Genomic DNA, 15215 nt, shown 5'->3' on the forward strand with positions numbered 1-15215 from the left:
GATCGGCAACGGGCTCCAGGGGGTCATGGATGGCTCGAGGCCTCGTTGCCCAGCCCGTAGCCGGGCGCGTCCTCCGCCGCCTTGGCCGCCTTGTCGGCCGAATACGAGCCGCGCTCCGGACTTGCCAGCCAGATGACGCCACCGACGAGTCCAATGATCACGCTGATGGCGCCCAGCAAGAGCGATACCGACAGCGCCTGCTCGGACGGCACACCCGCCAGACCAACGCAGGCGACCATCGCTCCCTCGCGAACGCCCCAGCCGCTGATCGAGATGGGGACCGCCGTCAACAGCACCACCGGCGGAATCAGGATGCCGGCATCGAGGATCGAGAGCTGCGCTCCGACGCCGCGCGCCAAAGCGTAGCAAGCCGCGGCGGTGACGAGATGGATGAGGAGCGCCGATCCGAGCAGCAGCGCACGGCGCTCGGACTGCAGGAGCAAAAACCTGACCAGCGTTCCGAACCGGACGAAGCTCGCAATCGCGGGAAGCGCGATGAAGCGCTTCGGCAGACGGTCGAGCGTCAACAGGACCAGCGTGCCGGCGACGCCGGCCACCGTCAGTCCGCCGATGGCCAGGATCGCAGCGTGATTCGACACGCGCGACAGCAGAAACGGCAATCCGGCCACCATCAACACGATCAGTCCGATCAATGCCGTAAAGCGGTCGGCTGCGACGCCCCTGACCGCCTCGGGCCACCGCACGTCGCGTTGGCGCAGCAGCCAGATCCGCACCGCGTCACCGCCGACCGACGACGGCAACACCTGGTTGAACCACAGGCTGATCATGAGGATCCGCCAGCCGGCGAGCCAATCCAGCGACACGCCGAGCGCGCGCATGATCAGCTCCCACCGGCCGTTGAGCACGAAGGTCTGAAAGAAGATCAGCGCAAGCGCGACGGCGAACAGGACCGGATCGACCGAGACGAGATGGTCGCGCAGCTGGCGCAGGTCGAGGCCACGCGCGATGTAGACCAGCACGGCGATCGACAGCAGCAGCTTCACTGAAAACAGGGCCGCATGCTTGAATCGCGACTGCATCGGATGCCCGCCTCAGGACGCCGGATATTCCGCGCGACCGATGATGAGGTCGATTGCGGCCATCATCCAGAACTGGTGCGTGGTCTCGACAATGTTGTAGCTACGGCTGTCGACCCAGAAATTGACGTCGCCGAGATTGCGCAGCGGATTGTCCGCGTTCATGCCCGACAACGTGATCACGTCGAGCTTCATCTGGCGCGCCTGCGCAACCGCGTTGAGGATATTCTTCGAACGCCCCGACGAGCTGATCGCGACGAGGCAATCGCCGGCGCGCGCGTTCAGCCGCACGGCGTGCGCGATCCAGTCCTCGAACCCGTAATCGTTGGCAAGGCACGACATCATGCTCGCATCGCTGAAGCAGAGTGCGGGCACCGACGCATTCTTCGCCAGATCGATCGCCAGATGCGAAGCGATGCCGGCCGACCCGCCATTGCCGATGAAGATGACGCGACCACCCTGCTCGCGCGTGCGCAACCAGGACGCGCGCGTCGCGGAGATCCTCGCAAAAACACCGTCGTCGACCGCCGTCGCGCGATGCAGGCGCCCCACGTAATCGTCGAGGAAAGCCTTGTGATCGGGATCGACGGATTCGACAGGCATAGGCTGACGGCTCGATTGCAACATTACCGGGTGATACCGGCTATTACCGAGGATTGCAAAGGTATAATACTTGCAAAGTTTGCGAGCGGCTGATAGTCGGCCTTTCGGGTTTCACTCAACATGGCGAGCCTATTTCGCTGGGCATTCGCGTCACGGATGTTCCCCATGAAATGCATCGTTACTGGCGGCGCCGGCTTCATTGGAAGTCACCTCGTCGATCGCCTGCTCGATGACGGCCATGAGGTCATTGCGCTCGATAATTTCGTGATCGGACGCGCTGAAAACCTCGCCGCACGCGCCGGTTCGAGCCAGTTGAAGGTCGTGCGGGCGGACGTCACCGATCTGGACGCGATCAAACCGTATTTTCACGGAGTAGATTGGGTCTTCCATCTCGCCGCGCTGGCGGACATCGTACCCTCGATCGAATCACCGATCCCCTATCACCGCGCCAATGTCGACGGCACGGTCAACGTTCTCGAAGCGGCGCGGCACGCGGGCGCCAGCCGCTTCATCTATGCGGCTTCCTCTTCCTGCTACGGCATTCCGGATGTCTATCCCACGCCGGAAAGCGCCGAGATCCGGCCGATGTATCCCTACGCGCTCACCAAGAATCTCGGCGAGCAATGCGTCATGCACTGGTGCCAGGTCTACAAGCTGCCCGCCGTGGCGCTGCGCCTGTTCAACGTGTTCGGACCGCGCCATCGCACCACCGGCACCTACGGCGCCGTGTTCGGCGTGTTCATGGCACAGAAGCTCGCGGGCAAGCCCTTCACGGTGGTCGGCGACGGCGAGCAGACGCGCGACTTCACCTTCGTCAGCGACGTCGCCGATGCCTTCGTGACCGCCGCGCACTCCGACGTCTCGCACGAGATATTCAATGTCGGCTCGGACAACACCTACAGCGTGAACCGCCTGGTCGAGCTCCTCGGCGGCGACAAGGTCCACATTCCCAAGCGCCCGGGCGAGCCCGACTGCACCTACGCCGACATCAGCAAGATCAAGCGGGTCCTGAAATGGGCGCCGAAGGTGAAGTTCGAGGACGGCGTCGCGACGATGCTGAAATCGATGGACCAGTACAAGGACGCTCCGCTCTGGACGGTGGACAAGATCGCCGATGCCACCAAGGACTGGTTCAAATATCTCGGTGACGACAAGGTTCCCCCGCAGAAGGCAAGCCGTTGAGCAGATTCGTTCACCCCCCAATTTCGCCGCCTGCCGATCATGTCCGGGCCGGCCAATCGAGACCGACCGGCGCCTTGGGTCATTCACATGGGTAATGCTGCGACAGACAAGCCGGCCGGCCATCCGGCACCGCACGAGAAAATCAAGACGATCGAGGAGCTCGGCGAGATTGCGCGCGCCGCACAGGCTGAGGGCCTGACCGTCGCGCTCTGCCACGGCGTGTTCGATCTGGTGCATCTCGGCCACGTCCGGCACATCCTGGCAGCCCGCAACGAGGCCGACGTCGTCGTGGTGACCATCACCGCCGACCGTTACGTCAACAAGGGCCCGGGACGGCCGATCTTTCCGGAGAACATGCGCGCCGAGATGCTGGCCGCGCTCGGCACGGTCGACTGGGTCGGCATCAATCAGACCTCCAGCGCCGAGCCGGTCCTCGATACCGTGCGCCCCGACATCTACGTGAAGGGCTCGGACTACGAGAATCCCGAGGATGACGTGACCGGCAAGATCGCGGTGGAGCGCGAGGCGGTCGAGCGTCACGGCGGGCGAATCGTCTTCACCCGCGACGTGACGTTCAGCTCGTCGTCGCTGCTGAACCGCTATTTCGACATCTACGATCCCCCACTGCGCGACTACCTCCAGAAGGTGCGCGATGGCGGGGGCGCCGAACGCCTGCTGAAGCTGATCGACAAGATCCAGGACATGCACGTCGTGTTGGTCGGCGACACCATCATCGACGAATACCAGTACGTCACCGCGCTCGGGAAGGCCTCCAAGGAGAACATCGTCGCGACCCTGCTCAAGAATGGGGAGCAGTTTGCCGGCGGCGTCATTGCCGCGGCCAATCATGTCGCGAGCTTCTGCAAGTCGGTCGAGATCGTCACGACGCTGGGTGGCAACGACTATCCTGAAGAGTTCATTCGAGCGCATGTCCGCCCGAACGTCACGCTCACGCCGATCCGCGTTCAGGGCCGTCCGACCACCCGCAAGCTGCGCTACGTCGAGATGGGCTACCTGCACAAGCTGTTCGAAGTCTACACGATGGACGACACGCCGCTCGACGAGGCCGCGCGAACGGAGATCGACCGCGTCACCACCGAGCGCGTCCGCGGGGCCGACGTCGTCATCGTCACCGATTTCGGTCACGGCATGATCGCATCCAGCACGATCGACGCCTTGATCGCGAATTCCAGGTTCCTGGCCGTCAACGCCCAGAGCAACAGCGGCAACCACGGCTACAACCTGATCACGAAATATCCGCGGGCCGACTACATCTGCATCGACGCACCGGAAGCGCGGCTGGCGGCCACCGACAAGTTCAACGAGATCGCTTCGGTGATCCAGGACGGCCTGCATCGCAAGATCGATTGCGACAACATGATCATCACGCACGGCTCCTTCGGCTGCTACCCCTTCTCGTCGAAGACCGGCGTTGCGCGCGTCCCTGCTTTCACCAAGACCGTCGTCGACACCGTCGGTGCGGGCGATGCCTTCCTAACGATCACGGCGCCGCTGGTGGCGGCCGGCGGCAACATCGAGGACGTCGCCTTCATCGGCAATGCGGCGGGCGCGATCAAGGTCGGCATCGTCGGTCATCGCAACTCGGTCGAGAAGGCGCCGCTGGTCAAGTTCGTCACCGCGTTGTTGAAGTAGCGCGATCGAAGAATCCGGAGAACGACAGTGATTGATCGGAAATGGAATGTGATGGTCACCGGTGGCGCCGGCTATGTCGGCAGCGTGCTGGTTCCGCAATTACTTGCCGCGGGCCACAAGGTCACCGTGCTCGACTTGTTCATGTATGGCGAGGACGTCTTCGACGCCGTTCGCGACAATCCGAACCTGCGCCTGATCAAGGGCGACATCCGCGATGAAGCCGCAATCAACGAGGCCCTGCGCGGCAACAACGCGGTGATTCACCTCGCCTGCATCTCCAACGATCCCTCCTTCGAGCTGGATCCCGCGCTCGGCAAGTCCATCAACTACGACTGCTTCCGCCCGATGGTGCGCGCCGCGAAGAAGGCGGGTATCAAGCGCTTCATCTACGCCTCCTCCTCGAGCGTCTACGGCATCAAGGACGAGGCCGAGGTGACCGAGGAGCTGTCCTGCGAGCCGCTCACCGACTACTCCAAGTTCAAAGCGATGTGCGAGACCGATCTTGCCGACGAGGCCGCGTCCGGCTTCATCACCTGCACCGTTCGCCCCGCCACCGTCTGCGGCTACGCTCCGCGGCAGCGGCTCGACGTCGTCGTCAACATCCTGACCAATCTCGCCGTCAACACCGGCCGCATCCGCGTCTTCGGCGGCACGCAGAAGCGGCCCAATCTGCACATCCAGGACATGACGGCGGCCTATCTGTTCCTGCTGCAACAGGATGATGCGAAGATCGACGGCAAGACCTACAACATCGGCTACGAAAACCACTCGCTGATGAAGATCGCCGACATCGTCAAATCGGTGGTTGGAAACAATGTCGACGTGGCCGTCGAGCCGACCGACGATCTGCGTTCCTACCACGTGTCGTCGGAGAAGATCCGCCGCGAGCTCGGCTTTGCGCCGACGCACACAATCGAGCAGGCCGTGTCCGGCCTCGTGGACGCTTTCAGGGCGGGCCGCCTGCCGAACTCGCTCAACGATCCCAGGTATTTCAACATCAAGATGATGCAGAACATCAGCCTGAAGTGAGCGGCGTGCGGATCGGCATCGATTTCGACAACACGATCATCTGCTACGATAAAGTCTTTGCCGCCGCCGCGCGCCAGCGCGGGCTGGTGCCGGAGGGCTGGGACGGGCTGAAGACCGACGTGCGGGATTTCTTGCGATCCCGCGCCGGCGGCGAGCTTGCCTGGCAGGGACTGCAAGGCTTCGTCTACGGCAAGGGAATCGGCGGCGCCGAGATCTACCCAGGCGTCCGCGAATTCCTCGCCGCGAGCCGCAAGGCCGGCGCGAGCGTCCATATCGTCAGCCACAAGACGCAGTTCGGCCATCAGGATCCCGATCGGGTCGACTTGCGCGAGGCTGCGCGTGGCTGGCTGAAGTGCGCGGGGCTCATCGACACCGCCGACGCGGCGATCTCGGCGGGCAATGTCTATTTCGAGGACACGCTGGCGGCCAAGGTCGAGCGGTTGGCAAGCCTGCAGCTCGACATCTTCATTGACGATCTCGTCGACGTCTTCGAGCAGCCGCATTTTCCGAAGGCGACGCGATCGATCCTGTTCACGCAGTCGCGGCCGCCGCATCCCGCGCATTGCGAGCCGCTCGCGACCTGGGCCGATATCCACCGCGGAGTGTTCGGAGCATGAGCCAGTCGGACCTCAGCGCACAGGATGCGGTCTCGATCGGCAGCCGCCTCTCCGGGGTGCGGGTCGCGGCGGCGCAACCGGCGCGGGCCGGCGGCAACAACCGGGTGTTTCGGCTGGAGATGGCGGAAGGCCCGCCCCTCGCCCTCAAGCACTATCCGTCCGACGGGCGCGATCGGCTGGGACAGGAATATGACGCGCTCTCGTTTCTCTCGCGCCACGGCATCAATGCGACGCCGCGGCCGATCGCGAAGGATCCGGCCGCGTTCTGTGCGCTGTATCAATGGTTAGACGGTGAACCCGCGGTCCTGCATCCGCAGCCCGACGACGCCGACCAGTTGGCCGATTTCCTGATCGAGCTGCAAAAGCTGCACGACGCTGAAGGCGCGCAGACTCTGCGGAATGCGTCGGCCAGCATCTTCTCGGCCGAGGCGGCCATCGCCCAGTACGAGCAACGCCTCGACGACCTGAGGCGGACTTCGGATGATCATCCGGATCTGCGCGCGTTCATGGACGGCAGCCTGGTTCCCACCGCTGCCGTCGCGATCCGGCAACTCCGTCGGCGCTATGCGGAACGGGGCCTGGATCCCGCCGCGGACCTTGCGCCCGCCCAACGTGCATTGAGCCCGTCGGATTGCGGACTACACAACGCACTGCGCACCGACGACGGCAAATTGCGCTTCATCGACTTCGAGTATTTCGGCTGGGACGACCCGGTCAAGCTCGTGTCCGACACCGCGATTCACCCCGGCAGCGGTCTGCCCGTGGCCGATGCGAACCGATTGATCGAGCGGCTCTCGCGCGCTTTCGCGGCTGGGGATGACGCGTTTGCGGTCCGCCTTGACGTACTGTATCCTGTGTTCGGGGCGATTTGGTGCCTGATTGTCCTGAATGCCTATTTGCCGGAAAGCCGCTCCCGGCGTGCCCTGGCTGCGCAAGATGGCGATCTGACGGTCCGCCTTGCCGGCCAGCTCGACAAAGCCCGTCGGCTCCACCAAACGATTTGCCAACGTGATCCAGATCTCACCCCACGCTGAAGCTGCTCTCACCTGCACGCTGGACGAGCGGAGCCTCTATTTGCGCCGCCTGGTCCTCGGTTCTGTCCGCTCCGCGGGACGCGGCCATGTCGGGCCTGCCCTGTCGCTGATCGAGATGGTCCGCGTGCTTTACGACGACGTGCTGCGGATCGACCCGAAGAACCCGGGCGATCCCGATCGCGACCGCGCCATCCTCAGCAAGGGACACGGATGTCTGGCGCTCTATGCGCTTTTGGCCGATCGCGGCTTCTTCCCGCTGTCGGAGCTGGACGGCTTTTGCGGTCCCGACAGCATTCTGGGCGGACATCCCGAATACGGCATGGTGCCCGGCGTCGAGGCCTCGACCGGCGCGCTCGGACATGGCCTCTCGATCGGCGTCGGCCTTGCGCTCGCCGCCCGCATGCGCGAGCGCAGCTACCGCACCTTCGTGCTGCTCGGCGACGGCGAGATCAACGAGGGATCGGTGTGGGAAGCGGCGATGGGCGCGACCAAGCACGGCCTCGACAACCTCGTCGCGCTGATCGACTACAACAAGCTGCAGAGCTACGGCCCCACCGACTACGTGCTGCCGCTGGAGCCGCTCGCGGAGAAGTGGCGCAGCTTCGGCTTCGCCGTGCAGGAGGTCAACGGCCACGACGTCGGCGCACTGCGCACGGTCCTGAAGCAGCTCCCGGCCGTTGCCGGCAAGCCCACCGCCATCATCTGCCATACCGTCAAGGGCAAGGGTCTTCCGGCTGCGGAATCCAATGCCGATTGGCATCACAAGAACAAGCTGACCGACAGCGAGCTCGACGCCATTCGCGTCGCCGTCGGCGATTTTTGATCGGCTCCCCATGCGCAACACCGCGATGAACATGGTCCACAAGCTCGCCGCGCGCGACGAGCGTGTGCTTTACATCGGCTCCGATCCGGGTGCCGGCACGCTGCGCGCGATGAGCAAGGAGTTTCCCAAGCGCCACCTGATCGAGGGCATCTCGGAAGCGCATATCATCGGCATGTCGGCCGGTCTCGCGATGGAGGGCTTCGTGCCTTACGTCAACACCATCGCGACCTTCCTCACCCGCCGCTGCTACGAGCAGGTCGCGGTCGATCTCTGCCTGCACAATCTGCCGGTACGGCTGATCGCCAATGGCGGCGGCCTCGTCTATGCGCCGCTCGGTCCCACGCACCAGGCGATCGAGGACATCGCCATCATGCGGGCGCTGCCCAACATGACGGTGATCTGCCCGTGCGACGCCGACGAGGCTGCGCGCATGATGGAGCAGACGCTGGATTGGAAGGGCCCGATCTACATCCGGCTCGGCAAGGGCGGCGATGCCATCGTGTCCAAGGCCGAGCACGGCTTCGAGATCGGCAAAGCCATCCTGATGCGGCCGCCCGGCGACGTCCTCATGGTGACCACCGGCATCATGCTCCAGCGGGCGCTGGCCGCAGCCGACCTGCTGGCCGCGCAAGGCATTCGCGCCGGCATCCTGCACATGCATACCGTGAAGCCGCTCGATACCGCAGCGCTGCTGCAGGCGATCCGCGGCACCAGGCTCGTGGCCACGCTGGAGGAGCACGTGCCCTCCGGCGGCCTCGGCAGCGCGGTCGCGGAGGCGCTGATCGACAAGCTCGGCTCCGGTTTCCCTGCGATGCTGCGGCTGTCGCTGCCCGACCGCTTCATGCACAATTACGGCTCTCAGGACTCGCTGCTGAAGAAGCACGGGCTCTCCGCCGGCGCCATTGCGACCTCGATCGAGCATGCGCTCGCGGCGTCGCACACCCCCTCACCTCAACTTCATTCCACCTGACGGGTCACATGTACGACGTTCGATATTCCTATCTGCTCGAGCAATTCGCGGATCCCGCACCGATCCTCGCCGAGATCGGCCGGCTGGTTGCGACCGGTGACTTCACCCTTGGCAAGCCCGTCGCCGAGTTCGAGAAGCGCTTCGCCGAATTGATCGGCGTCCGGCACGCCATCGGCGTCGGATCCGGCACCGACGCGCTCAAGCTGCCGCTCAAGGCGCTCGGCATCGGTCATGGCGACGAGGTCATCACCGCCGCGAACACCTTCATCGCCACGGTCGGCGCGATCGCGGAAACCGGCGCGACGCCGGTTCTTGTCGATTGCGACGATTCCTTCTGCATGAACGTGGACCAGGTCGAGGCTGCCATCACCGGGAAGACCAAGGCGATCATGCCGGTCCAGTTGACCGGCGAGGTCACCGACATGGGCAAGCTGATGCCGATCGCGCAGCGCCACAATCTGCCGGTGGTCGAGGACGCCTGCCAGGGCATCCTGTCGGAGTTTGCGGGAAAACGCTCCGGCACCCACGGCATCGCGGCCGGCTTCTCGCTGCATCCGCTCAAGAACCTCAACGTCTGGGGCGATGCCGGCGTCGTCGTCACCAATGACGACGGCATGAACGAAAAGCTCCGCCTGATCCGCAACCACGGCATGAAGAACCGCGACGAGATCGCGATCCTCGGCTGCAACTCGCGGCTCGATTCCTTGCAGGCCGTGGTCGGCAACTGGCTGATCGGCCAGACCAGCGAGATCACGCGCCGCAGAATCGAAAATGCGGCCTACTACGATGCGGGTCTCGCCGGCCTGCCCGGCCTGCGCGTCCCGCCGCGCCGTCCCAACGTGAAGCACGTCTACCATCTCTACATGGTGTTCGCCGAACGTCGCGACGAGCTCTACAAATATTGCCTGGACAACGGCATCGAGGCCAAGATCCACTATCCGATCCCGCTGTACCAGCAGGAAGGCCTGAAGCATCTCGGCTACGCGCCGGGCACGTTCCCGGTCACCGACCGCCATGCCAAGGAAGTCATCAGCTTCCCGGTCGACCAGCACCTGACGCGCGCCCAGCAGGACCGCGTCATCGAGACCGTCAGGAAGTTCTGCCATGGACGCTGACACCGGCCGCCGGCGCATCGGCTACGTCAATCTTCCCGCGCAGTTCGAGGAAGAGCGCGCCGAGATCATGCAGGCGGTCGAGGGCGTGTTCCAGCGCGGCGACTTCATCGGCGGGGCGGCGGTCGGAAGGCTCGAGGAGGAATTATCCGCCTATCTCGGCTCGCCGCATGTGGTGACGCTGAATTCGGGCACCGACGCGCTGATCCTCGCCATGCGGGCGCTCGACATCGGTCCCGGCGACGAGGTGATCACGCCGCCGAATTCGTTCGTGGCATCGACCGCCGCGATCATCGCGGTCGGCGCCACGCCGGTGTTTGCGGACGTGCTGCCGGACCAGAACATCGATCCGGCCGCGGTCGAGGCCGCCGTCACGCCGCGGACCAAGGCGATCATGCCGGTGCATCTGACCGGACGCATGGCCGACATGGCTCCGCTGATGGCGATCGCTGCGAAGCACGCGCTCGCCGTGATCGAGGACAGCGCCCAGGCGGTCGGCTCGACCTATGACGGCCGGATGAGCGGCACGATCGGCACCTTCGGCTGCTTCTCCGCCCACCCCTTGAAGAATCTCAATGCCGCCGGAGATGCCGGCTTCCTCGTCACTGCCAACGCCGAGCTTGCCGCAAGAATCCGACGGCTGCGCAATCACGGCCTGATCAACCGCAGCGACGTCCAGGAATGGGGGATCGTGTCGCGGCTCGACACGCTCCAGGCCGAGGTGCTGCGCATCCGCCTGCGCCACCTTTCTTCCGTGATCGAACGCCGGCGGCGCAACGCCGCGCAATACCGCGCCGAGCTCGCCGGCCTGCCCCTGTTCATTCCGCCCTGCCGGAACATCGAGTTCAACACCTTCCACACTTTCGTGGTGCAGACCGAGCGTCGCAACGACTTCCAGAAATATCTTGCCGACAAAGGCATCGAGACCGCGATCCATTATCCGGTCCCGATCCACCTGCAGCCGGCAGCAGCGCATCTCGGCCATGGCCGCGGCGCGTTCCCGGTGACGGAACGGCAGGCGGACCAGATCCTCACGCTTCCCATCAACCAGTTCCTGTCGGCCGCCGACATCAGCTATATTTGCGCGACCGCCCGGGAGTATTTTGCATGACGGACACGGACTTCCTGCACGCCGACGAGCAGGCGCTGGCGCAGCGTTTCATCGACGATGGCTTCGTCACCACCCCGGCCGACGATCGCGCCGGGCTCGACCGGGTCCAGCGCCGTGCTGCCGAGCTCGCGGCGGACTATCTGAAGCTGCCGCACAGCAACGATCCCTACGCGATGCTCGACACCATCCACACGCGGGTGAGCGTGGATGATCTCAACGGCCTGCGGCTGCACGTCTTCAACGGCCTCAACGCCGAGCCCTGGTTCCGGCCGACCTATTTCCGCCTGGCGCGCTCGACGATCGAGACCATCGTCGGCAACGAGCTCTGCATGCAGCGCCGCGTCAATCTCAGCATCCAGCTTCCCGGCGACAGCTCCTCGCTGCTCGCCACCCATTCCGACGTCTGGTCGGGCGACTCGCCGTTCGAGGTCGTGGTGTGGGTGCCCCTGGTCGATGTCCACCGCACCAAGTCGATGTATCTGCTGCCGCCGTCCCTGAACGGCGAGATGCAGGACCGGATGGCGGCCTTGCGCAGCGCCGAAGAGCTCTACAAGACCATCAAGCCGCACGCGACCTTCATCGAGATTCCCTACGGTCACGTCATGCTGTTCAACCAGACCCTGATGCACGGCAATCGCGTCAACGAGGAAGCCGGCACGCGCTGGAGCATGAACTGCCGCTTCAAGAGCATCATGTCGCCCTACGCGGACAAGCGCTTCGGCGAGTTCTTCGAGCCGATCCTGCTGCGCCCCGCAACCCGTGTCGGGATGCAGTACAAGCTGCCGGGAGGCTTCCATGGCTGAGCGAGCCGGCCACCGCGGCTATATCGGCGCCAGGCCGCTGAACGGCAGCCGCACCCCGCAGCACGTCCAGAACATCGTGATCCGCGACTATGCGCGGCGCAAGAACCTGCACTATCTGTTGAGCGCCGCCGAGCACACCATGCCCGGCAGCTACATGGTGCTGGAAGACATCCTGGACGAGCTGCCGCAGCTGCGTGGCCTGATCCTCTACAGCATCTTCATGCTGCCGCCCGACGAGGCTCGGCGGCGGCAGATCTACGACCGCGTGCTGCGCGAGGGCTGCGATCTCCATGCAGCGGTCGAGGAGATCACGCTGGCGTCTCAGAAGGACATCCAGGCCATCGAGGACATCCTGCTCGTCAACAGGTTCGCGACTATCCTGTGATGATGCCGCGGACCGGTTGGCCCCCATGACCGAGATCAACCTGCTCCAGCCGATGCACGCATCAACGAGGCGGGACTACGTCCAGCGCGTGGTCGAGCACGACAAGGCGGAATCCGCCACTGTGGCGCGGCAATGGGGACGCGACTATTGGGACGGCGACCGGCGCTACGGCTACGGCGGCTATCGCTATGACGGACGGTGGCGCCCGCTCGCCCAGACCCTGATCGATCGCTACGGCATCAAAACGGGCATGAGCGTACTCGACGTCGGCTGCGGCAAGGGCTACCTGCTCTATGAGTTCACCCAGCTCGTCCCCGATCTCAGGATCGCCGGCATCGACATCTCCGAGTATGGCATCGCCAACGCCAAGGAGGAGGTGCGGCCGCATTTGAAGGTCGGCAGCGCCGTCGAGCTCCCCTACCCCGACCACAGCTTCGACCTCGTCGTCTCGCTCGGCGTGCTGCACAACCTTCCGCTCGAGGACGTGTTCCGCGCGGTGCCCGAGATCGAGCGCGTCGGACGCGGCACCTCGAAATATCTGATGGTCGAATCCTTCCGCAACGAGCGCGAGAAGGCCAATCTGCTTTACTGGCAGCTCACCTGCCTGAGCTTCCACGGCCCGCAAACATGGGCCTGGATCTACGACAAATGCGGGTATCGGGGCGACCATGGGTTCATCTTCTTCGAATGAGGCAGGCCTGCACCGGCCGACCTCGTTGCGCGCGCAAAATCCGGAAGTGTACTATTCGGACGATGCCATCGTCACCGCGGACGATGCCACGATCGCGGAGCTGAAGCGCATCGCCGCCGGCAACCCGCGCCTGCGCAGTCGGCTGTGCACGCATCCCGATCCTTCGTCCGGACTGCACGAGATGCTGATCGTGCACCATCGCGAAGCCTATGTGCGGCCGCACAAGCACCTTGGCAAACCTGAATCGTTCCACGTGATCGAGGGGACCGCGCAGGTCGTGATCTTCGAGGACGACGGCGGCATTCGCGAGGTGCTCGAGATGGCGTCCTACGGTCAGGGCAAACGCTGCTATTATCGCATGCCGGAACAGGTCTTCCACTCGATCCTGATCACCTCGGAATGGCTGGTATTTCACGAAACCACCGCCGGCCCGTTCGATCCTTCGCGCACGGCATTTCCCGATTGGGCGCCTGATGGCAGCGACGCTGCCGCGGTGCAGGACTACGTGATGAGAACTGGCACCCTCGCTACGGAGTATTTGGAGAGACGAGGCAAAGCTTAGGACCATGGCCACGCCCGTCGGTTTCGGTGATACTCGCACGAATGTAGACCCGATAGCTGCAGCTCTCCGACAACGGGAGCGGGCGAGCATTGGATATGTCTACATGGCTCTGGCTCTCGCCTTCGTTACAAGCCTGCCTGCGCTGTTCGCGCGGGAGGTCTTCGGCGACGATTGGACCGTGTACTACATTTACTGGACTCAAGGTGCAGCCGGCGTCGCTCGCGTGCTGTGGGAGTCGGCGCACGCCGGCTTCGCAATCCCGATGACGCTGTTTGTGGCACTTTTGGACAATACTCCCGATGTGGCCGCACGGCTCGCCGGACTGGGCTGCCATCTCGTCAATGGCTTGTTGCTCCACTTCATCCTGTTGCAATCATCACATACGAGACGGATCGCTGCACTTGCCACGGCTCTATTCCTACTCAGCCCATTTTATGCAATCCGCCTGACGCTCAACGCAGTCTACGACTTCTTCCTGCTCTTCTATTTGCTTTCCTACGCGCTGACATATTCAAAGGTTCGAGCACTTCGACGGACGGCGCCGTTTGCTCTCTTTTTCTCGCTGTCGTTGGAAGTTCTGATCGCACTTGAACCGCTCCGCATCGTGCTGACCTGGTCCACCTCCGAAACGTGGAAACGCAGGCTCGTGCGTCTTGCTCCGTTCTACCTAGTGATCGCGGCGGTGGTCATACTGCGTCTGACCATCCTGGGAAAAAGCGGTCACTACGCGGGACAATACGGCTTTATGTACGACCTCAGCGTCATCCGCAATTCGCTGCTGGAACACCTCCGGGCTTTTCCCGAGGGCCTATCCTATGCCGCCTCCCATGGGACCGCACTGCTGGGCCATTCTGTCCGGACGGCACTGACGTTAGTTGCAATTGCGGGATTCGCTCTCCTCTCTTCCAGAGCATTGTGGACACCTTGGGTGCTCGAGGGTCGCGGCTCGATCAGACGCGTGCTGGTGTTGCTCCTGTTGGGAGCCGCGATTGCCCTTCTTGGCGCTATGCCATTCGCCCTGACTGGGACTTATGGCGCCATGACCAGGGGGGAATCGAGGCTACTCTTCGCCTCGCAAGTCGGCATACTGATATTGGCGGCTACCATTGTACAAATGATTCCGACGTCGCGCCTCCGCGCCGCTACCGCGGGCGGACTGATCGCGATCTTCGCACTGGCGATGGCGCAAGATTCAAAATGGCTGCTGTATGATGGTCTGATCAGCGCAGACCTGCAGCGGCAAGTTCGGGCAGCCTTACTTGCAGATCCCCAGCCAAAGGTCGTAAAGCTCCGAGTTGAGAACAGCGAGATTATCTCATTTCGGTCCAGATGTCTCGGTGCCAGTGACATGAATGTTGCGCAAATGATGTTGCGGGATGAGAATCGCGAAAGGTCGTTTATCTATACGGATTATTGCGGGGATTTTCAGTACCCTGGCGCCATCCTCAGTGGCAACTGCACGGTCTCTTACCTCGAGTTTTTTCCCTGCCCGCCACGCCGAGAGACCTGGCGCTATCGCGCTGAGCCGGGGTTCCGAAGCTCGACAACATCGGATTCGTTGAACTAATGAAGGCCGCCCTCACGGAAGCGCCGTCGGCCACGC

At 63.7% G+C, this 15215-nt stretch carries 16 protein-coding genes; 14 read left to right on the forward strand and 2 right to left on the reverse strand.

Features of this window, described 5'->3' with window-relative positions:
• Positions 1-23: 23 nt before the first annotated feature.
• Both ACTEK7_RS33335 and ACTEK7_RS33340 read right to left on the reverse strand, forming a co-directional pair.
• The gene (locus tag ACTEK7_RS33335; protein WP_225147676.1) at positions 24-1040 is read right to left on the reverse strand and encodes a lysylphosphatidylglycerol synthase transmembrane domain-containing protein; all 1017 of its coding nucleotides are present in this window, start codon (positions 1038-1040) and stop codon (positions 24-26) included.
• A gap of 12 nt (positions 1041-1052) precedes the next feature.
• Positions 1053-1640: an SIS domain-containing protein gene (locus tag ACTEK7_RS33340; RefSeq protein ID WP_225147677.1), complete on the reverse strand. Its 588-nt coding sequence runs from the start codon at positions 1638-1640 to the stop codon at positions 1053-1055.
• Between the two features lie 165 nt (positions 1641-1805).
• On the opposite strand from ACTEK7_RS33340, the gene ACTEK7_RS33345 reads away from it, so the two are divergent.
• The 14 genes from ACTEK7_RS33345 (at position 1806) to ACTEK7_RS33410 (ending at position 15179) form a co-directional block, all read left to right on the forward strand.
• The gene (locus ACTEK7_RS33345) at positions 1806-2822 is read left to right on the forward strand and encodes an SDR family oxidoreductase (protein WP_225147678.1); all 1017 of its coding nucleotides are present in this window, start codon (positions 1806-1808) and stop codon (positions 2820-2822) included.
• Between the two features lie 87 nt (positions 2823-2909).
• Positions 2910-4475 (forward strand): PfkB family carbohydrate kinase, encoded by a 1566-nt coding sequence (locus ACTEK7_RS33350; RefSeq protein WP_225147679.1) that lies wholly within the window; start codon positions 2910-2912, stop codon positions 4473-4475.
• 27 nt (positions 4476-4502) lie between these two features.
• On the forward strand, positions 4503-5504 hold the full coding sequence (locus ACTEK7_RS33355) for an NAD-dependent epimerase/dehydratase family protein (RefSeq protein ID WP_225147680.1): 1002 nt from the start codon (positions 4503-4505) through the stop codon (positions 5502-5504).
• A gap of 5 nt (positions 5505-5509) precedes the next feature.
• Positions 5510-6121, forward strand: coding sequence for a hypothetical protein (locus tag ACTEK7_RS33360; protein ID WP_225147681.1), 612 nt, complete (start codon positions 5510-5512; stop codon positions 6119-6121).
• Positions 6118-7155 (forward strand): aminoglycoside phosphotransferase family protein, encoded by a 1038-nt coding sequence (locus tag ACTEK7_RS33365; RefSeq protein WP_225147682.1) that lies wholly within the window; start codon positions 6118-6120, stop codon positions 7153-7155. The genes ACTEK7_RS33360 and ACTEK7_RS33365 overlap by 4 nt, the downstream gene beginning before the upstream one ends.
• On the forward strand, positions 7130-7978 hold the full coding sequence (locus ACTEK7_RS33370) for a transketolase (protein WP_225147683.1): 849 nt from the start codon (positions 7130-7132) through the stop codon (positions 7976-7978). The genes ACTEK7_RS33365 and ACTEK7_RS33370 overlap by 26 nt, the downstream gene beginning before the upstream one ends.
• A gap of 10 nt (positions 7979-7988) precedes the next feature.
• A complete protein-coding gene (locus ACTEK7_RS33375) occupies positions 7989-8948 on the forward strand; it encodes a transketolase family protein (RefSeq protein ID WP_036010951.1) in 960 nt (319 codons plus the stop codon).
• Positions 8949-8956: 8 nt separating this feature from the next.
• Complete coding sequence (locus tag ACTEK7_RS33380; RefSeq protein ID WP_036041517.1) at positions 8957-10063, forward strand: DegT/DnrJ/EryC1/StrS family aminotransferase; 1107 nt, start codon at positions 8957-8959, stop codon at positions 10061-10063.
• Positions 10053-11171, forward strand: a complete 1119-nt coding sequence (locus ACTEK7_RS33385; RefSeq protein ID WP_109143349.1) for a DegT/DnrJ/EryC1/StrS family aminotransferase — start codon at positions 10053-10055, stop codon at positions 11169-11171. The genes ACTEK7_RS33380 and ACTEK7_RS33385 overlap by 11 nt, the downstream gene beginning before the upstream one ends.
• The gene (locus ACTEK7_RS33390) at positions 11168-11974 is read left to right on the forward strand and encodes a sporadic carbohydrate cluster 2OG-Fe(II) oxygenase (RefSeq protein WP_225147684.1); all 807 of its coding nucleotides are present in this window, start codon (positions 11168-11170) and stop codon (positions 11972-11974) included. The genes ACTEK7_RS33385 and ACTEK7_RS33390 overlap by 4 nt, the downstream gene beginning before the upstream one ends.
• Entirely contained in the window at positions 11967-12359 is a 393-nt protein-coding gene (locus ACTEK7_RS33395) for an LIC12192 family sporadic carbohydrate cluster protein (protein ID WP_036041521.1), read from the forward strand. Before ACTEK7_RS33390 ends, ACTEK7_RS33395 begins: the two co-directional genes overlap by 8 nt.
• Positions 12360-12384: 25 nt before the next feature.
• Complete coding sequence (locus ACTEK7_RS33400; protein ID WP_225147685.1) at positions 12385-13050, forward strand: class I SAM-dependent methyltransferase; 666 nt, start codon at positions 12385-12387, stop codon at positions 13048-13050.
• Positions 13028-13612, forward strand: a complete 585-nt coding sequence (locus tag ACTEK7_RS33405; RefSeq protein ID WP_225147686.1) for a WbuC family cupin fold metalloprotein — start codon at positions 13028-13030, stop codon at positions 13610-13612. Before ACTEK7_RS33400 ends, ACTEK7_RS33405 begins: the two co-directional genes overlap by 23 nt.
• A gap of 103 nt (positions 13613-13715) precedes the next feature.
• Positions 13716-15179: a hypothetical protein gene (locus ACTEK7_RS33410; RefSeq protein WP_225147687.1), complete on the forward strand. Its 1464-nt coding sequence runs from the start codon at positions 13716-13718 to the stop codon at positions 15177-15179.
• The last annotated feature ends 36 nt before the right edge of the window (positions 15180-15215 follow it).

It is taken from the genome of Bradyrhizobium sp. JHI2711, from assembly GCF_056156565.1.